The sequence below is a fragment of the Streptomyces sp. NPDC051578 genome, from assembly GCF_044454045.1.
Lineage (GTDB): Bacteria > Actinomycetota > Actinomycetes > Streptomycetales > Streptomycetaceae > Streptomyces.
Genome location: NZ_JBITDH010000001.1, coordinates 412026 through 429037 on the forward strand (window position 1 = coordinate 412026; position 17012 = coordinate 429037).

At 73.1% G+C, this 17012-nt stretch carries 19 protein-coding genes; 7 read left to right on the forward strand and 12 right to left on the reverse strand.

Annotated features, from left to right (window positions below; genetic code table 11):
* Nucleotides 1–18 precede the first annotated feature (18 nt).
* Complete coding sequence (locus tag ACIA6C_RS01870) at nt 19–672, forward strand: TetR/AcrR family transcriptional regulator (RefSeq protein ID WP_399272206.1); 654 nt, start codon at nt 19–21, stop codon at nt 670–672.
* A 90-nt stretch (nt 673–762) separates the two neighbouring features.
* Here the strand turns inward: ACIA6C_RS01870 and glnA are convergent, their stop codons facing one another.
* Nucleotides 763–2172, reverse strand: a complete 1410-nt coding sequence (gene glnA / locus ACIA6C_RS01875) for a type I glutamate--ammonia ligase (RefSeq protein WP_366083072.1) — start codon at nt 2170–2172, stop codon at nt 763–765.
* Nucleotides 2173–2357: 185 nt separating this feature from the next.
* Between glnA and ACIA6C_RS01880 the strand changes: the two genes are divergently transcribed.
* Entirely contained in the window at nt 2358–2825 is a 468-nt protein-coding gene (locus tag ACIA6C_RS01880) for an RDD family protein (RefSeq protein ID WP_366083073.1), read from the forward strand.
* Between the two features lie 128 nt (nt 2826–2953).
* Here the strand turns inward: ACIA6C_RS01880 and ACIA6C_RS01885 are convergent, their stop codons facing one another.
* The 5 genes from ACIA6C_RS01885 to ACIA6C_RS01905 form a co-directional block, all read right to left on the reverse strand.
* Entirely contained in the window at nt 2954–3652 is a 699-nt protein-coding gene (locus ACIA6C_RS01885) for a DUF4191 domain-containing protein (RefSeq protein ID WP_361136232.1), read from the reverse strand.
* Between the two features lie 10 nt (nt 3653–3662).
* Complete coding sequence (locus ACIA6C_RS01890; RefSeq protein WP_361136631.1) at nt 3663–3860, reverse strand: hypothetical protein; 198 nt, start codon at nt 3858–3860, stop codon at nt 3663–3665.
* A 499-nt stretch (nt 3861–4359) separates the two neighbouring features.
* Nucleotides 4360–5313 carry a lipoyl synthase gene (gene lipA / locus ACIA6C_RS01895; protein WP_399272209.1) on the reverse strand — a complete coding sequence of 318 codons (954 nt, stop codon included), beginning with the start codon at nt 5311–5313 and terminating at the stop codon, nt 4360–4362.
* Nucleotides 5314–5421: 108 nt separating this feature from the next.
* On the reverse strand, nt 5422–6219 hold the full coding sequence (lipB, locus tag ACIA6C_RS01900; RefSeq protein WP_366081851.1) for a lipoyl(octanoyl) transferase LipB: 798 nt from the start codon (nt 6217–6219) through the stop codon (nt 5422–5424).
* Nucleotides 6220–6294: 75 nt separating this feature from the next.
* The gene (locus ACIA6C_RS01905) at nt 6295–6549 is read right to left on the reverse strand and encodes a hypothetical protein (protein WP_366081852.1); all 255 of its coding nucleotides are present in this window, start codon (nt 6547–6549) and stop codon (nt 6295–6297) included.
* A gap of 370 nt (nt 6550–6919) precedes the next feature.
* On the opposite strand from ACIA6C_RS01905, the gene ACIA6C_RS01910 reads away from it, so the two are divergent.
* Entirely contained in the window at nt 6920–8359 is a 1440-nt protein-coding gene (locus ACIA6C_RS01910; protein ID WP_366081853.1) for a regulator, read from the forward strand.
* Nucleotides 8360–8455: 96 nt separating this feature from the next.
* Here the strand turns inward: ACIA6C_RS01910 and ACIA6C_RS01915 are convergent, their stop codons facing one another.
* The 3 genes from ACIA6C_RS01915 to ACIA6C_RS01925 form a co-directional block, all read right to left on the reverse strand.
* Nucleotides 8456–9718: an FAD-dependent oxidoreductase gene (locus tag ACIA6C_RS01915; protein ID WP_399272212.1), complete on the reverse strand. Its 1263-nt coding sequence runs from the start codon at nt 9716–9718 to the stop codon at nt 8456–8458.
* A gap of 185 nt (nt 9719–9903) precedes the next feature.
* The gene (locus ACIA6C_RS01920) at nt 9904–10803 is read right to left on the reverse strand and encodes a TIGR01777 family oxidoreductase (protein ID WP_399272214.1); all 900 of its coding nucleotides are present in this window, start codon (nt 10801–10803) and stop codon (nt 9904–9906) included.
* Between the two features lie 47 nt (nt 10804–10850).
* Nucleotides 10851–11552, reverse strand: a complete 702-nt coding sequence (locus ACIA6C_RS01925) for a VIT family protein (RefSeq protein WP_399272216.1) — start codon at nt 11550–11552, stop codon at nt 10851–10853.
* Between the two features lie 79 nt (nt 11553–11631).
* Between ACIA6C_RS01925 and ACIA6C_RS01930 the strand changes: the two genes are divergently transcribed.
* Nucleotides 11632–12726: a PP2C family protein-serine/threonine phosphatase gene (locus ACIA6C_RS01930; protein WP_366081857.1), complete on the forward strand. Its 1095-nt coding sequence runs from the start codon at nt 11632–11634 to the stop codon at nt 12724–12726.
* A gap of 100 nt (nt 12727–12826) precedes the next feature.
* Here ACIA6C_RS01930 and ACIA6C_RS01935 read toward each other — a convergent pair whose 3' ends face one another.
* A complete protein-coding gene (locus tag ACIA6C_RS01935) occupies nt 12827–13081 on the reverse strand; it encodes a hypothetical protein (protein ID WP_361136249.1) in 255 nt (84 codons plus the stop codon).
* 107 nt (nt 13082–13188) lie between these two features.
* Here ACIA6C_RS01935 and ACIA6C_RS01940 point away from each other — a divergent pair, with 107 nt between their 5' ends.
* Entirely contained in the window at nt 13189–13557 is a 369-nt protein-coding gene (locus ACIA6C_RS01940) for an ArsC/Spx/MgsR family protein (protein ID WP_329194733.1), read from the forward strand.
* A 28-nt stretch (nt 13558–13585) separates the two neighbouring features.
* Here the strand turns inward: ACIA6C_RS01940 and ACIA6C_RS01945 are convergent, their stop codons facing one another.
* On the reverse strand, nt 13586–14374 hold the full coding sequence (locus ACIA6C_RS01945) for an SDR family oxidoreductase (RefSeq protein ID WP_399272219.1): 789 nt from the start codon (nt 14372–14374) through the stop codon (nt 13586–13588).
* A gap of 72 nt (nt 14375–14446) precedes the next feature.
* Between ACIA6C_RS01945 and ACIA6C_RS01950 the strand changes: the two genes are divergently transcribed.
* Together ACIA6C_RS01950 and ACIA6C_RS01955 are read left to right on the forward strand one after the other, a co-directional pair.
* Nucleotides 14447–15433 (forward strand): AraC family transcriptional regulator, encoded by a 987-nt coding sequence (locus ACIA6C_RS01950; RefSeq protein ID WP_399272221.1) that lies wholly within the window; start codon nt 14447–14449, stop codon nt 15431–15433.
* Nucleotides 15434–15442: 9 nt separating this feature from the next.
* Nucleotides 15443–15964 (forward strand): hypothetical protein, encoded by a 522-nt coding sequence (locus ACIA6C_RS01955; protein WP_399272223.1) that lies wholly within the window; start codon nt 15443–15445, stop codon nt 15962–15964.
* A gap of 56 nt (nt 15965–16020) precedes the next feature.
* On the opposite strand, the gene ACIA6C_RS01960 is transcribed toward ACIA6C_RS01955, so the two are convergent.
* Complete coding sequence (locus tag ACIA6C_RS01960; protein WP_399274426.1) at nt 16021–16956, reverse strand: Gfo/Idh/MocA family protein; 936 nt, start codon at nt 16954–16956, stop codon at nt 16021–16023.
* Nucleotides 16957–17012 lie beyond the last annotated feature (56 nt).

Below are 17012 nucleotides of genomic sequence, written 5' to 3' on the forward strand. Positions count from 1 at the left end.
GAGCGGTAGGCTTCACCCGTGAGATCCCCTCGTCCGTACTCCCCCCAGGCCGGTCCCGGAGCGCAGTCGCTGACCGAGCGCCGCAAGGCAGCCACCCAGCTCGACATCGCCCGCGCCGCCTGCGAACTCTTCGCCGAGCACGGCCCGGACGGCACCACCGCCGAGGACATCGCCCACCGGGCCGGTGTGGCCCTGCGCACCTTCTACCGCTACTTCCGCAACAAGCAGGAGGCCGTGGCCCCGCTGCTCGCGGGCGGCGGCGACGCCTGGCGCGCGCTGCTCGCCGAGGAGGACCCCGGCAGCCCCCTCGCCCGGGCCCTGGAACGCGCGGTGACCCGCTCGCTCAGCGACCTGCAGTCCGTCGAGGAGGGCCTGGAGGTCACCCGCGGCCTGCTCCGCGCCGCAGCGACCGACGAGGCCCTGCGCGCGGTCTGGTACCGCGTGAACCAGGACTCCGAGGAGCGCCTGGTCCCGGTCATCTCCCGCCTCGCCGGCCCGGACGCCGACCCCGTGGAGATCCGGCTGCTGGCCGCCGCCGCGACCGACTCCATCCGGATCGCCCTGGAACTCTGGTCGGCGACCGACGCCCCCGCCTCCGGCCCCGGCTCCCCCGCCGAACTCGCCGTCCGCTGCCTCCACGCCCTCACGGGCGCCATGCCCCTCCTGCGCTGATCCCGCGCCCCGGGCGCACTCGGCCCGGGAACGGCGAAGCCCCGCCCCTCTCCGGAGAGAGGGGCGGGGCTTCGCTGCGCGCGCCGCTTCTTAGATGTCGAAGTACATCTCGAACTCGTGCGGGTGCGGACGCAGGGCGATCGGGGCGATCTCGTGCGTGCGCTTGTAGTCGATCCAGGTCTCGATCAGGTCGGGGGTGAAGACACCGCCGGCCAGGAGGTACTCGTGGTCCTCTTCGAGGGCCTTGAGGACCGCGTCCAGGCTGGTCGGGACCTGCGGGACGCTCGCGTGCTCGTCCGGGGAGAGCTCGTAGAGGTCCTTGTCGATCGGCTCCATCGGCTCGATCTTGTTCTTGACGCCGTCGAGGCCGGCCAGCAGCAGGGCCGAGAACGCCAGGTACGGGTTCGAGGACGGGTCCGGGGCGCGGAACTCGACGCGCTTGGCCTTCGGGTTCGAGCCGGTGATCGGGATGCGCATGGCCGCGGAGCGGTTGCGCTGCGAGTACACCATGTTGACCGGGGCCTCGAAGCCGGGCACCAGGCGGTGGTAGGAGTTCACCGTCGGGTTGGTGAACGCCAGCAGCGACGGGGCGTGCTTGAGGATGCCGCCGATGTAGTAGCGGGCGGTGTCCGACAGGCCCGCGTAGCCGGCCTCGTCGTAGAACAGCGGCTCGCCGCCGTTCCACAGCGACTGGTGGACGTGCATGCCCGAACCGTTGTCACCGAAGATCGGCTTCGGCATGAAGGTCGCGGTCTTGCCGTTGCGCCAGGCGACGTTCTTCACGATGTACTTGAAGAGCATCAGGTCGTCGGCCGCGGCCAGCAGCGTGTTGAACTTGTAGTTGATCTCGGCCTGGCCACCGGTGCCGACCTCGTGGTGCTGGCGCTCGACCTGGAGGCCCTGGGCGTCGAGCTCCAGGGAGATCTCGGCGCGCAGGTCCGCGAAGTGGTCGACCGGGGCGACCGGGAAGTAGCCGCCCTTGTAGCGGACCTTGTAGCCGCGGTTGTTCTCCTCGGAGCCGGTGTTCCAGGCGCCGGCCTCGGAGTCGATGTGGTAGAAGGACTCGTTCGCGGTGGTCGCGAAGCGGACGCTGTCGAAGACGTAGAACTCCGCCTCCGGCCCGAAGTACGCGGTGTCGGCGATGCCGGTGGAGGCGAGGTACGCCTCGGCCTTCTTCGCGATGTTGCGCGGGTCGCGGCTGTAGGCCTCGCCCGTGATCGGGTCGTGGATGAAGAAGTTGATGTTCAGCGTCTTGTCGCGGCGGAACGGGTCCAGACGCGCGGTGCTGATGTCGGCGCGCAGAGCCATGTCGGACTCGTGGATGGCCTGGAACCCGCGGATCGAGGAGCCGTCGAAGGCGAGCTCCTCCGCCGGGTCGAACGCCCGCGCCGGAATGGTGAAGTGCTGCATCACACCAGGCAGGTCGCAGAAGCGGACGTCGACGAACTTGACGTCGTTCTCCTCGATGTACTGCTTCACTTCGTCGGCGTTCTGGAACATCCAACTCCTCCTACTCCCGGCCCCGGGGCAGGGACGGGCTTTATAGCTCGTGGCGCGTCAGTGCGGTGCCGCACGCTGACCCGACCATAAGCACACGGGATTTCTCAAGCATGACCCATTTGTTTCGCACAAGTTAACCAGGGCCCCGTCCAGGTCGCATGGAGCGCCACCGGTACCGTGGTCGAGTGGACAACAGGCAAGCAATCGGATCCTGGCTCTCCGGCCCCCGCGCGGCCGCCGAGGAGATGGGCGTCGACTTCGGCTACCGCGGCCAGCGCCTCGGCCTGCCCCGGTCGGGGCCCGGCTCGGTGGCCCGCTTCGGACGCCGTCTCGGCGCCGTGGCCATCGACTGGGTCGGCTGCCAGCTGATCGCCTACGGGCTGATCACGCACGGCGACATGGCCGGCACGCGCAACTGGACCCTGGCCCTCTTCGTGACCCTGTCGTTCCTGACGGTCGCCACCGTGGGCTTCACCCCCGGCAAGCGGATCCTCGGCCTCCGGGTGACCGCGGAGGACGGCGGCCGCCTCGGCGTCCTCCGCGTGCTGCTCCGCACGGTCCTGCTGGCCCTCGTCATCCCGGCCCTGGTCTGGGACCGCGACGGCCGCGGCCTCCACGACCGCCTCTCCCGCGCCGTCCAGGTGCGCATGTAAGCGGATCACGCGGATCGCATACGAAGCGGTACCGCAGTGACGAAAGCAGGACGCGAAAGTGGGGCGCCCCCCGAACCGGCCGGTTCGGGGGGGGGGCGCCCCACTTTCGCGTGCGGGAAGGACCGCGCTCAGCGCATCTTTCCGCCGCGCGGCATGCGCATGCCCTTGGGCATGGGGCCCTTCGGCACCGGCATGTTGCTCATCAGGTCGCCCATGGCCCGGAGGCGGTCGTTGACCTGGGTGATCTGGGGGCCGGCCAGGACGCGCGGGAGCTTGAGCAGCGTCGTACGGACCTTCTTGAGCGGCACCTCGCCCTCACCGGTGCCGACGATGAAGTCGTGGACCGGGACGTCGGGCAGGATGCGGGCCATCTTCCTGCGCTCGGCCGCGAGCAGGGTCTTGACCCGGTTCGGGTTGCCCTCCGCGATCAGCACCACACCGGCCTTGCCGACGGCCCGGTGGACGATGTCCTGGCTGCGGTTCATCGCGACGGCCGGGGTGGTAGTCCAGCCCCGTCCCACGTTGTCCAGTACGGCCGCGGCCGCGCCCGGCTGTCCCTCCATCTGCCCGAAGGCAGCCCGCTCGGCCCGTCGCCCGAAGACGATCGCCATCGCGAGGAACGCCACCAGGAAGCCCAGGATGCCCAGGTAGACCGGGTGGTCGATCAGGAAGCCGATCGCAAGAAAGACACCGAAGGTGACGATTCCCACGCCCGCGACGATCAGACCGACCTTCGGGTCGGCCTTGCGCGTCATCTTGTACGTCAGGGCGATCTGCTTCAGTCGCCCGGGGTTCGCAGCAGTCTCTGCGTTTGACTTCCTCGCCATAAGGCGAAGTTTACGTGGCCTGCGGGGTCCGGGTCGCCGCGGCCTCCAGTACGTACTCGGTCTCGACGCGGTCCTTGGCCCTGCGGCGGTCTTCGAGGACCGCGGTCCACGCGTTGCGGCGGGCGCCGCTCATCAGCAGCGACTCGATGCCGCGGAAGGCGTCGGAGAAGGTCGGGATGGCGATGGCGCGTACGGGCGCGGCCTGCATGATGTCGATCCCTTTCACGGTGCTCACAGTGCTCACGGGACGGTGCTCACGGGTGGAGACGGCGTGCGTAGGTGTGTGCGGTGCGTGGACCAAGCGTCACTGAACGGTGTTACCAGGGCATGACCGGCGGGTCAAATGTGACCGACACGTTGTACAAGGCGACGCGGCCCGCCGGGCTCTGTTCAAGAGCCTAGGGGCCGCGTCACAGCGGTGTTACCCGTTGGTAGCCATTTGTGCGGGACTTCACACGGTCGGCCGTCAGGCGTTCGCACGCCCTCGGGCGGACCCGCAACCTACGCTCGGGCCCGGCGGCGCTTCCCTGTTCCCACGGTCGAACTCCGCCTCGCCACCGCTCCGGCCGCGTGCCCGCCCTCGTCCCTCGGGCGGACCCGCAACCTACGCTCCAGCTCGGCTGCGCTTCCCTGTTCCCTCGGTCGAGCTCCGCCTCGCCACCGCTCCGGCCGCGTGCCCGCCCTCGTCCCTCGGGCGGACCCGCAACCTACGCTCCAGCTCGGCTGCGCTTCTCCATCGCCTGGGTGTAGAGGCGACCCGCCCGGTAGGACGACCTGACCAGCGGGCCGGACATCACGCCGGAGAAGCCGATCTCCTCGGCCTCCTTCGCCAGCTCCACGAACTCCGCCGGCTTCACCCAGCGCTCGACGGGGTGGTGGCGCGGCGAGGGCCGCAGGTACTGGGTGATGGTGATGAGCTCGCAGCCCGCCTCGTGGAGGTCCTTGAGCGCCTGCGTGACTTCCTCGCGCTCCTCGCCCATGCCGAGGATGAGGTTCGACTTGGTGACCAGGCCGTAGGCACGCGCCTGGGTGATCACGTCGAGCGAGCGCTCGTAGCGGAAGCCCGGGCGGATCCGCTTGAAGATCCGCGGCACCGTCTCGACGTTGTGCGCGAAGACCTCGGGGCGGGAGGCGAAGACCTCCTCCAGCAGCTCCGGCACCGCGTTGAAGTCGGGGGCCAGCAGCTCGACCTTGGTGGGGCCGCCCTCGCGGCCGGCCGTCTGCTCGTGAATCTGGCGCACGGTCTCGGCGTACAGCCACGCACCGCCGTCCGCCAGGTCGTCGCGGGCGACGCCGGTGATGGTGGCGTAGTTCAGGTCCATCGTGACGACGGACTCGCCGACGCGGCGCGGCTCGTCGCGGTCGAGGGCCTCGGGCTTGCCCGTGTCGATCTGGCAGAAGTCACAGCGCCGGGTGCACTGGTCGCCACCGATGAGGAAGGTGGCCTCGCGGTCCTCCCAGCATTCGTAGATGTTGGGACAGCCGGCTTCCTGGCAGACCGTGTGCAGTCCTTCGCCCTTCACCAGGGCCTGCATCTTGGTGTACTCGGGACCCATCTTCGCCCGGGTCTTGATCCACTCGGGCTTGCGCTCGATGGGGGTCTGGCTGTTACGGACCTCCAGGCGCAGCATCTTGCGTCCGTCGGGTGCGACTGCGGACACGACCGGCTCCCTGTGACTTCGATTCTTCGGCGCCCACCAGGGTACGCCCGTAATTTCGTACGCTCTTACGTCCGGCAACCCGGGGGCCGCCCGACCCATTCCCGAGCGTCAGCCGGCGGCCGGCTCTATCTCCCGGGGCTTGAGCTCCGCCTGCTCCAGGACGTCCTTGAGGTGGCGCTCCACGACCGGGAGCACCTCGGCGATGGTGATCTCCCGGCCCAGTTCGTACGAGAGCGAGGTCACACCGGCGTCCCGGATGCCGCAGGGCACGATCCGGTCGAACCAGGTGTTGTCCGGGTTCACGTTGAAGGAGAAGCCGTGCATGGTGACGCCCTTGGCGACCCGGATGCCGATGGCGGCGAGCTTGCGGTCCTCGCGGCGCTGGCCGGCGTTGGAGGGGGCGTACTCGGGGCCGTTCAGCCGGGGGTCGAACTCCTCGTCGTGCAGGCGGGGGTCGAAGTCGAGGGAGAGGCCGCCGAGCTTCGGGCGCTGCTCCACGGGGTCGCCGAGCACCCACACGCCGCTGCGGCCCTCCACCCGCGTGGTCTCCAGGCCGAACTCGGCGGCGGTGCGGATCAGTGCGTCCTCCAGGCGGCGGACATGGGCGACGACGTCGACCGGTCGGGGCAGCTTCATGATCGGGTAGCCGACCAGCTGGCCGGGGCCGTGCCAGGTGATCTTCCCGCCGCGGTCCACGTCGACCACGGGCGTGCCGTCCAGGGGCCGCTCGCTGTCGTCGGTGCGCCGGCCCGCGGTGTAGACGGGCTGGTGCTCCAGCAGCAGGCAGGTGTCGTCGATCTCGTCCGCGAAGCGGGCGGCGTGGACGCGGCGCTGCTCTTCCCAGGCCTCGGTGTACTCGACGTAATCCGGCCCGAAGCCCAGATGGACAAACCGAAGGTCAGTCACCGCAGCGCCTCCTCGTTGAACCTGCTGTGTGCACGTATCGCACCAGCAAGGGTACGGCCGTCCCGGCGCGGCCCCTCAGGGCCCCGGCCTGGGCCGCCGGCGCCCCTTCGGCGGCCGGTCCGGGTCCTCCTCGGCGCGCGGCAGCCGCCGGTGCCCCTCGGAGTGGTCGTTGACCCAGCCGCACACCCCGCAGGCGTACCGCCCGTCGAGCCCGGCGATGTACGTACCGCACCGCCGGCACTCGGCCTCGGTCAGCTCGGGCGCGGGCAGCGGGGCGGCGGACTCTGCGCAGTCGCCTCGGAACGGCGCCCCGGTGGTACGGCGGGTCATGCCGTCAGCCTATGCGGGCGGAGCGGCCCGATCCGTAAAGGGTCATCCCGCTCGTACACACGAAGGGGTGGCCTGAGCCCTGCCCTGCGTGCGAGGACGCGACGGGCTGCTAAGGCCCCCGCACGCACCCATCGGCCGCCGCCGCGGCGCACGGCTGCGCCGTGACGGCCGGGACTGACACCGGCCGTCAGGTCATATTGGCCGCTTGGATACTTCCTGGTCACGCCGGTTTGTCCACCCCCGGGATCGTTCTGCACACGATCGGATGAATGTGGGACAGAGCGGGCGGTACGGGCGGAGTTCGCCGCTACATTCACGCCGTTCACAGGGCCGGTGACTCCGGTCCGTCACGTCAGGAACCGTGGAGCCGATGACGGAACGACCTGCCCAGCGTGTCCCCAACCGGCAGCTCGCGGCGCTGATCGCCGAAGCCGGGTTCTCCAACGCCGGGCTCGCCCGCCGCGTCGACCAGCTCGGCCTGGAGCACGGTCTCGATCTGCGGTACGACAAGACCTCCGTGACCCGCTGGCTGCGCGGGCAGCAGCCGCGCGGCACCACCCCCGCGCTGATCGCGGAGGTCTTCACCCGGCGCCTGGGGCGGCGGCTGTCGGCGCAGGACCTGGGGCTCGACGCCTGCGCACCCGTCTACGCGGGGCTGGAGTTCGCCGCCACCCCCGAGGAGGCCGTGGACATCGCGAGCGGGCTGTGGCGCAAGGACTCCGGTTCCCACGCCGAGCTGCGCAAGATCGCCTTCACCCCGGCCGGGCTGGTCGTCCCCAGCCGGGACTGGCTGATCGGCCGCGCCGACGAGCGGGTCGGGCGGGGCGCGGAGGCCGCCGCCGCCCGCGTCCCGATGCAGGGCCGCACCTCGGTGCCCCGGCAGCGGCAGATCGACCGCGGCCCCGGGCAGCGGGTGACGGGCGGTGACATCGCGGCGCTGCGGTCGGTGAGCGAGCTGTTCCGGGCCCTGGACCACGCCTACGGCGGCGGGCACGCCCGCCAGGCCCTGGTGCGGTACCTGGAGCACGAGGCCGAGCCCATGCTCCGCGGTACCTACGGGGAGACCACCGGACGCCGGCTGTTCTCCGCCGCCGCCGACCTGACCCGGCTCGCGGGCTGGACCTCGTACGACATCGCCGCCCACGGACTGGCCCAGCGGTACTTCGTGCAGGCGCTGCGCCTGGCGCAGGCGGCCGGGGACCGGCCGTACGGGTCGTACGTGCTGGTGACGATGAGCCGGCAGGCGGTCTACCTCGGCCACGGGCGGGAGGCGGTGCAGCTGGCCCGGGTCGCCCAGCAGGGCGTGGGATCGGGGCCGCCGCCGGTGGTGCAGGCGCTGCTGCACTCGGCGGAGGCGCGCGGGCACGCCGTGCTCGGGGAGGTCCGCGCCTCGACGGCCTCACTGGTGCGGGCCGAGCGGGCGCTGGGGGCGGCCCGCCCGGGGGACGAAGTGCCGCACTGGGCGCGCGACTACGACGAGGCGCAGCTCGCCGACGAGTTCGGCCACTGCCACCGGGACCTGCAGCAGTACCGGGCCTCGGCGCAGCACGCCGAGCGCTCCCTCCAGCTGCGGGCCCCCGCGTACGCGCGCTCGCGCCTGTTCTGCCGGGTGGTGCTGGCCACGGCCCGGCTGGGGCTGGGTGAGCTGGACCAGGCGTGCGCGCTGGGCGCGGAGGCGGCGCAGCAGGCGATGGAGATGCGCTCGGTGCGCGCGGTGGAGTACGTGCGGGACTTCGAGCGGCGGCTGGAGCCGTACCGGGACGCCCCGGCGGTACGGACCTACCGGGACCGGGTCGCGGCGATGGCGTGAGCCGCCGCGACCCGGCCGGGAACCGGTGGTTTCAGGCCGCCACCCGCAGTGGGCGGCGGTGGTCCCAGACCGGCCCCGCGGTGGGCGGCGGTGGTTTCAGGCCGCCACCCGCAGCGGGCGCTCGGTGGCGGCCGGCACCGGGATGCCGAAGTCGCGCAGGACGGCGGCCGCGGCGCGGCGGGCGGAGTGCAGGGCGCCCTGGACGGTGTTGGCGTCCCGGTGGTCCCCGCACACGTACAGCCCGGCCAGCACCCGCACGGGGCGCCGCATGTCGTAGGGCGGGGGCATGGCGGGCACCGCCTCCGGGGTGTGGTGGACGGCGAGCAGCTCCCAGTCCCGGGTGGAGGTGTCGTAGAGCCGGGCCAGCCGGGAGGCGACCGTCCGCGCGGGCGGCGGCGGTCCGTGCACGGTGGTGGTGACCAGGCCGCGTCCGGCGGGGGCGCGCGTCGGGTCGACGGCGCTCATCACGGTGGTGTGGGCGACGGGCCACCTCGGGTCGGCGTCCAGGAGCAGCGAGCCGTCCCAGGGCAGGGCGGCCGGCGTCGCGTGGTGCAGGACGGTGACGTCGTGGAAGTCGGGTACCCGCAGCCCGGGCAACAGCCCGGCGGCGGCCCGGGCGCCGGTGGCCAGGACGGCGGAGCGGCAGCCGAAGTCGCCGTGCTCGTCGGTGGTGACCAGGTTGGTCGCCACCGAGCGGACGCGGACCCCGGTGCGCACGGTGCCGGGAGGCAGGCCGGCAGCGAGCAGGGCGGGCAGGGCCGCCGCGCCGCCCTCGGGGACGGCCAGCCGCCCCCGGGCGAAGCCGCGCAGGGCGAGGTCGGCGACGCGGCTGGAGGTGGTGAGCCCCGGGTCGCGCAGCAAGGCGGCCAGGAGGGGGCGCAGTACGCCGTTCAGGGTGCGCGGGGGCAGGCCGCGCGAGGTGAGGGCGGCGAGGGCGGTGCGTTCCGGCCGGGCGAGCAGACGCTCCTCGGGCTGGGCGGCGAGTCGGGCGAGGGCGGCGCTGAGCCGGGCCTGGTCGAGTGAGCCGCTGGCCAGGGCGCGGGCGGGGGTGAGGGCCCCGGCGCGCTGCTGCCTGCCGTCGGCGCCGTGGACGAGGACGCCGGGCGCGAAGGTGCGCAGGGTGAGGGCCTCCAGGCCCGGAGTGCGGGCGGGTTCGGTGTACGAGGTGTTCAGGAGCTGGCCGACCCGGTCGAGCCGGAATCCGTCGGCCGACTCGGTGGCCATGCGGCCGCCGGGGTCGTCGGCGGACTCCAGCACGGTGACGGTGACCCCCTGGGCGATCAGGTGGTGTGCGGCCGCGAGTCCTGAGACTCCGGCTCCTACGATGACGACGTCCGCATGGTGTGCGCTGCTGAGCACGTGCCCCTCCCCGAGGTCGGCGCGGCTGTGTGGGGTCCTCCTTCCCCACTCGGGCTGCGGCAGAACCCAAGTGCTGTGGGGTATTGCGCACAACTCCGGTCGCATGGCGGTCGCATACGGGTCACGAACGGTCGCACATGGGCGGCCGGCGCTCCCCCGGGCCGCCGGGGACTACGGGGCGGCCCTCAGGCCTGCCCGGCCAGGGCCGCCCGGATCGAGGCGTCGATGTCCGGGTCCCGGAAGACGAAGCCGGACTCCAGCAGGCGGGTGGGCCGCACCCGCTGGCTGCCGAGCACGTCGTGGGCGAACTCCCCGAGGACCAGGCGCATCGCCGGGGCCGGGACGGCGAACACCGCCGGGCGGCGCAGGACGCGGCCCATCGCGGCGGTGACCTCACGGTTCGTCAGCGGCTCGGGGGCGGTGAGGTTGACGGGGCCGGCGAGGCCCGGGGTGTCGATGAGGTGGCGCAGGGCGGCGACCTCGTCGTGCATCGAGATGTGCGACCAGTACTGGCGGCCGTTGCCGAGCCGGCCGCCCAGTCCGGCGCGGAAGAGCGGGAAGAGCTTGCCCCAGGCCCCGCCCTCGGCGGAGACCACGAGGCCGGTACGGGCGAAGACGGTTCGGATCCCGGCGGCCCGGGCGGGCGCGGCGGCGGCCTCCCACTCCACGCACACGGAGGGCAGGAACCCCTCCCCGGCCGGGGCGTCCTCGTCGACGGTGCGGTCGGCGGTGTCGCCGTAGTACCCGACGGCGCTGCCGCTGACGAGCACGGCCGGGGGCTGCTCCATCGCCGCGACGGCCCGGGCGATCGTGGCGGTGCCGAGCACGCGGCTGTCGCGGATCTCCCGCTTGTAGGCGGCCGTCCACCGGTGGTCCCCGACCCCGGCGCCGGCCAGGTGCACCACGGCCTCGCAGCCGGCGAGCCCGGCGGGGTCCACGTAGCCCCCGGCCGGGTCCCACAGCGCCTCCCCGTGCCGCGCCGGGGCGCGGCGCACGAGACGCACGACGTCGTGGCCGTCTGCATGGAGGTCCCGCACGAGGGCACTGCCGATGAGCCCGCTTGATCCGGTGACTGCGATGCGCATGGGCCCAGTGTGCGGGACGGACCCGCCGGCGGGCGGGCGCGGGGGCGTCAGGACGTGTCGCCCAGGAGGGTTCCCACCGCGTAGGTGACGGCCATGGCCAGGGCGCCGCCGAGGACGTTGCGGAGGATGGCCCGGCCCGGCGGGGCGCCGCCCAGGCGGGCGCCGGCGGCTCCGCACAGCGTCAGCGCCGTCAGTACGGCCGCCACCGTGACCGGCACCCTCGCCGAAGGCCCCGGCAGGACGATCGCGAGCAACGGCAGCACCGCCCCCACCGTGAAGGCGATCAGACTGGCCCACGCGGCGTGCCAGGGGTTGGCCAGCTCGTCCGGGTCGATCCCCAGCTCCACCCGCGCGTGCGCCCGCAAAGCGTCGCGCTCCGTCAGCTGCTCGGCCGCCTCCCGGGCCAGCTCCCGGCTCAGCCCCCGCTGCGCGAGCAGCGCGGTCAGTTCCTCCAGCTCCGCGTCCGGCTCCTGCGCCAGCTCCCGCCGTTCGACCTCCAGCGCGGCCCGCTCGGAGTCCCGCTGGGAGCTGACCGACACGTACTCCCCCGCCGCCATCGACAAGGACCCGGCCAGCAGCCCGGCCACCCCCGCCGCCAGGATCGTCTCGCGCGCGGTCGTCGCCCCGGCCACCCCGACCACCAGGCCCGCCGTGGAGATGATCCCGTCGTTGGCGCCCAGCACCCCTGCCCGCAGCCAGTTCAGCCGGGTGCTGATGGCCCCGCTGCGGGTGTCCGCCGTTTCCGCCACGGAGCCACTGTGCGGTGTCGGCGCGTTCGGGGCCACCCGGCGTGCGGGGGGCGGTCACCGGCGCCAGGGTGGAGGGGTGATGCACGGACGCGAGGAGCCCGGCTGGCTGCGCGGTGCGCCGCCGCCGCGCTGGGCCCGGGCCGCGCCCCTGGTGGCCCTGGTGGTGTTGACCGGCGTCCAGTGGCTGACCCCCGGCGTCGCCGAGCTCGGCTACTTCCTGGCCGCGCTCCCGGCCGTGGCGGCCTTCTCCTACGGGGCCACCGTGACGGCCGCCTTCGCGGTCGTGGTGCTGGTGCTGCTCGGCTTCCCCCAGCTGGGCGTCGGGCACGCCCGCGGGGCCGACCTGGCCACCGTGGCCACCGTCGGTCTGCTCAGCGTGGTCATCGCCTGGGTCCGGCGGCGGCGGGACGCACAGCTCGTCAGCGTCCGTACCGTCGCCGAGGCGGCGCAGCTGGCGCTGCTGCCCCCCGTGCCGGAGCGCGTGGGCCGGGTGCGCTGTGACGGCCTCTACCGGGCGGCCCAGCGCGGCACGCTCGTCGGCGGCGACCTGTTCGACGTACGGGCCGGGCCGTACGGGGTGCGGGCGGTGGTGGGCGACGTACAGGGTCACGGGCTGGCCGCGGTCGGGACCGTGGCCGCGCTGCTGGGCGCCTTCCGGGAGGCGGTGCTGGACGACCCCGGCCTGGAGGCCGTCGCGGCCCGGCTGGACCGGCGGCTGGTGCAGGACGCCTCGAACGGGGGCGAGGAGCACCCGGAGCTGTTCACGACGGCGGTGCTGCTGGAGTTCCCGCCGGAACGGGACGTGGTGCGGATCGTCTCCTGCGGGCATCCGCCGGTGCTGCTGCTGCGGGACTTCGTGGCCTGCGAGCTGGCCACGGAACCCGGCCCGCCGCTGGGTCTCGGGCTCGCGGGCCCGGCGCCGACCGGGCTCACGGAGGTCCCGCTGCTGCCGGGCGACCGGCTCCTCGTGCACACCGACGGGGTGACGGAGGCGCGGGACGCCGCCGGGCACTTCTACCCGCTGGCGCAGCGGGTCCCGGTGCTGGTGAAGGATCCGGAGGGACTGCCGCGCGCGGTGTGGCGGGACCTGCTGGCCTTCACCGACGGCGGGCCGCGCGACGACGTGGCCGTGCTGGTGCTGTCGGCGGTGGGGGCCGGTGCCGTACCGGAGTAGCCGGATCCGAGGGCCCGTTCCGTGGCCCTCGGATCCGGCCCCGGAACGGCCCCCCGGACCCGCCCCCGGAACGGGCCGGCCGGCCCCCGCCGCCGAGGCGTCAGCCGCCGTCGCGGATGAAGGAGCGCACCATCCGGCAGGTGGTGTTGGACGGGCGGTGGATGCCCACCCGGACCGCCATGGTCCGTATCTTGCGGTTGGTGGCGCGCTTGGCGTCGTACGTCCCCGTGTCGAGCAGGGATATCGCCAGCCGCATCGCCTTGAGGCGGCGGTTGTGGCTCTCGTACCACTCGCGCGGCAGCCCGGCCGGCAGTGGCTTCTTCTTGGGCATCGCAATGATCGCGGCAGCGGCCATCTACAGCCTCCCAAACGGTAGTTGGCTTCCTGTCGTGCTCCTTCGATTTTAGTGGGGGCCACTGACAATCGCCCCAGGCCAGACGGCGCCTGGCTACGCTGGGGGACATGGAGATCTGGATCAACCCCGCCTGTTCGAAGTGCCGCAGTGCGCTGACCCTGCTGGACGCGGAGGGCGCCGAGTACACGGTGCGCCGCTACCTGGAAGACGTACCGTCCGAGGCCGAGATCCGCGAGGTGCTGGACCGTCTCGGCCTGGAGCCCTGGGACATCACCCGCACCTCGGATCCGCTGGCGAAGGAGACCGGCGTACGGGAACTGCCGCGCGAGGAGACCGAGGAGGCGCGCTCGCGCTGGATCGCCCACCTGTCGGCGCACCCGAAGCTGATCCAGCGCCCCATCATCACCGCCGAGGACGGCACCGCCGTGGTGGCCCGTTCGGAGGAAGCGGTCCGCGACGCCCTCTCCCGCCGCTGACGCTCCTCCGGCGCCCGCGTCACAGGTGTCACACCAGTGCCGCGCCGCCGTCCACCGCGAGCGTGGTGCCGGTGACGTAGGCGTTGGCCACGACGAAGAGGTAGGCCGCCGCGGCTTCCTCGGCCGTGCCGACCCGCCGCGTAAGCAGCTCGGACCCGGCGTCCCGGAGGAATGCCTCCGGGTCCGGGACACTGCCGTCCCACAGCTCGGTGCGGATCACACCGGGCTGGATCACGTTGACGCGCAGGGGGGCGAGTTCGACGGCGAGTGCCCGGGACAGGGCCTCGATGCCGCCGGTGATGCCCGCCGTGAGCGCGGTTCCGGACAGGGGCCGGGTCGCGAGGACGCCGGAGCTGAAGGTGATCGAGCCGCCGTCGCGCAGGCGTGGTGCGGCGTACTTGGCGGAGAGGAACGCGCCCCAGAACCGGCGCTCGAAGACGGTTCTGGCCTCCCGCGGGGTGGTGTCGGCCAACGGCTTGATCAGCAGGGATTCGCCCGCGGTGTAGACGAGGTGGTCGAACTCCCCGGTCTGCTCGAAGAACGCGGCGATGGCGTCGCCGTCGGCGACGTCCAGGCGGCGGCCTTCGGCCGGCTCACCCAACCGCTTCGTCGCGGCGTCCACGCGGTCCTGATTGCTGGAGGCGACCACGACGTGCGCGCCGGCCGCCACGGCCTGTCGGGCTACGGCGAAGCCGATGCCGGAGCTTCCGCCGATGATCACGATCTTCTTGCCGGCCAGATACATGCAACTCGTTCCTTCGTCGATGCGGCGCGCGGTGAGGCAGCCGCCCATGGTCAGCAACGTACGCCTCCGCATCGAGACGATGAATAACCCAAGATCTCGATTCCCTGTCATATCGTCTTGCCGCCAAGGCAATAGAGTGGCGCCATGGACATCCTGAGCGACACCCTCGAAGTCCTGCGCACGGGACGCCCGATGGTGACCCGCACCGACGCGCACGCCCCCTGGGCCCTGAGGTTCCGGCCCGTCTCAGGCGCCGGATTCCATGTGGTCGTGGAAGGGCACTGCCACCTGCTGCCACCGCACGGCCGGCCGATCGCGCTCGGACCCGGCGACATCGTGTTCCTGCGGCGCGGCAGCGGACACGTCCTGTGCGACGCGCCCGACCGCGATCCGGTGGACTTCGTACCGGACCGCGTGGACCGCTCCTCGCCCATCGGCCGGGTCGCCGTGGGCGGACCGGGGCCGCACACGGTGCTGGTGTGCGGCGCGTACGCCATCGACGTCGACCGCCCGCACCCGCTGTTCAGCGATCTTCCGGAGGTCGTCCACCTCCCCGCGGTGCCCGGCCGCCACCCGGTACTGCGCTCGGCGGTCGATCAGCTCTGCGCCGAGTTCCACGCCCCGCAACCGGGCTCGGACGCGGTCGTCACGGCGCTCGTCGATCTGCTGCTGCTGTACATCCTCCGGTCGTGGTACGCCGAACTGCCGAAGGAGCGGACCCGGGGGTGGGCGGCCGCGCTGACCGACCCGGCGGTCGCCCCGGCCCTGCGGGCGATCCACGACGATCCCGGCCACCCCTGGACCGTGGAGTCGCTGGGCTCCCGCGCCGGGCTGTCCCGCGCGGCGTTCGCCCGCCGCTTCGCCACGGTGGTCGGCGAGCCGCCGTTGACCTATCTGACCAACTGGCGGATGGCGACCGCGGCGCGGTTGCTGCACCGCTCGCCGGCCCCGCTGAGCACGATCGCGCAGCACACGGGCTACACGTCGGAGTTCGCCTTCGCCAAGGCCTTCAAACGGCACTTCGGGTCGCCGCCGGGGGTCTACCGAAAGCAGGCGCTTACCCGGGGCCCATCCGCGACCCCCTACCCTGGATCACGACAAAGGAGTACACACCACCCCAATACGCCATAAAGGACCACTGTGACCGCATCACCGCAGGAACGCTCACTGCCGCTCCCCCCGCCCCGCCGGCACGCAGGCTGGCGGTTCAGCGGGGTGTACGGGACCGTGCTCGCCAGTGGGCTGATGGCGGCGCTGGAGCGGACGGGTGAGCAGTACACGCCGTACTACGACGCCACCTGGGTCCTGATCACCGCCGTCACGGCGGGGCTCGCGCACGGCTACGCCCATCACATGACCACCCATCAGCCCGGCTCGCCCGGCCACCGGTGGCGGGGGCTCGGGCGCGCCATGTGGCAGGAGTGGCCCATGGTGGCGGCCACCCTGCCCAGCGTGGTACTCCTGCTGCTCGCGGGGCTCACGGGGTGGCCCGAGAACGGGGTCACCGGTGTCGCGCTCGCCCTGAACACCGCGCTGCTGTTCGGCTGGGGCACCCTCGCGGCCGTGCGGGTCGGCTACCGGCTGAGCTCCGCGCTGCTCATCGGGCTGGCGGACGCCGGGATCGGGGTGGTGGTCATCGTGGCCAACGCCCTCATCAAGTAGCCGCGCCCACGGACCGCCGCCGTCACGGGCAGCGGCCCCGCACGGACGCCGGCCCGTCAGGCGGTCCCCGCCGCCAGGCGCTCCGCCTCCGCCAGGATCTCCGTCAGCCTGGCCCCGAACGCCGCGTCCCGCGGATCCGGCACCTTCGTCCGGGCCGAGGTGAGCAGCGCGTCCAGCGCCCGGCCGTAGGCGCCGGGTACGTCGCTCCAGTCGGGCAGGCCGAAGACGCCCGCGGTGCCGCGCAGCTCAAGGCCGACCCCCGCCGCGGCGGGCGGCGCGCCCAGGCTGAGCACGGCGGTGCTGACCGCGCCCGAGGTGTGGCGCAGGGCGAGTTGGACCACGTCGGAGGTCCCCCGGGTGGCGGAGACGGCGGTGACGTCGCCGAGCACCGGGATCAGTACGGACAGGGCGTGCGGCCCGACGTCCCACAGGCCGCCCTTGGCCTTGCGCCAAGGCGAGTCGGCGTACGGGCTGGGCTCGCCGTCGGGCGGGAAGACCGCGCCGAGCCAGTGGGCGGAGGCGGTGAACCAGCCGCTGCGCCCGGCCTGCTCCTCGACCCAGGTCGCGGTCGGCTCCGCGAAGCGCAGGGTGAGGAAGACGACGGAGGCCACACCGCTGCGGGCGGCGGCGTCCGCGACGGCGCGGGCCTCCTCCACGGTCGTCGCGACGGGCTTGTCGAGCAGCAGGTGGCATCCCGCTCCGGCCGCCCGCACGGCCAGCGGCGCCTGCACGTCCGGCGGCAGGGCGAAGGCCACGGCGTCACAGTCCGCGAACAGCGCGTCGGGGTCTTCGTACACCTTCACGCCGTGCGCGCGCGCCAGCTCGGCCGCCGCTTCGGGGCGCCGGCCCCACACCCCGGCGAACTCTGCCCCGGCGTGCGCGGCGAGGGCCGGGGCGTGGGTGCGGTGCGCCCAGGGACCGGTACCGAGCAGGCCGACCCGGGGGCGGGGGCCGCCACCGGCCGGCGGGGCGGGGTCGGCGGAGGAGTTCAAATCGTACGAAACGCTCACCCGCCCAGTCTGCCCCACCCGAACGGGTGTGCCCTCCT

Coding starts and splice junctions, on each gene's coding strand:
- ACIA6C_RS01940 (WP_329194733.1), top strand. CDS start 13,189: ATGGAGATCTGGATCAACCCCGCCTGTTCGAAGTGCCGCAGTGCGCTG.
- ACIA6C_RS01885 (WP_361136232.1), bottom strand. CDS start 3,652: ATGGCGAGGAAGTCAAACGCAGAGACTGCTGCGAACCCCGGGCGACTG.
- ACIA6C_RS01890 (WP_361136631.1), bottom strand. CDS start 3,860: ATGCAGGCCGCGCCCGTACGCGCCATCGCCATCCCGACCTTCTCCGAC.
- ACIA6C_RS01935 (WP_361136249.1), bottom strand. CDS start 13,081: ATGGCCGCTGCCGCGATCATTGCGATGCCCAAGAAGAAGCCACTGCCG.
- ACIA6C_RS01920 (WP_399272214.1), bottom strand. CDS start 10,803: ATGCGCATCGCAGTCACCGGATCAAGCGGGCTCATCGGCAGTGCCCTC.
- ACIA6C_RS01930 (WP_366081857.1), top strand. CDS start 11,632: ATGCACGGACGCGAGGAGCCCGGCTGGCTGCGCGGTGCGCCGCCGCCG.
- ACIA6C_RS01905 (WP_366081852.1), bottom strand. CDS start 6,549: ATGACCCGCCGTACCACCGGGGCGCCGTTCCGAGGCGACTGCGCAGAG.
- ACIA6C_RS01910 (WP_366081853.1), top strand. CDS start 6,920: ATGACGGAACGACCTGCCCAGCGTGTCCCCAACCGGCAGCTCGCGGCG.
- ACIA6C_RS01945 (WP_399272219.1), bottom strand. CDS start 14,374: ATGCGGAGGCGTACGTTGCTGACCATGGGCGGCTGCCTCACCGCGCGC.
- glnA (WP_366083072.1), bottom strand. CDS start 2,172: ATGTTCCAGAACGCCGACGAAGTGAAGCAGTACATCGAGGAGAACGAC.
- ACIA6C_RS01950 (WP_399272221.1), top strand. CDS start 14,447: ATGGACATCCTGAGCGACACCCTCGAAGTCCTGCGCACGGGACGCCCG.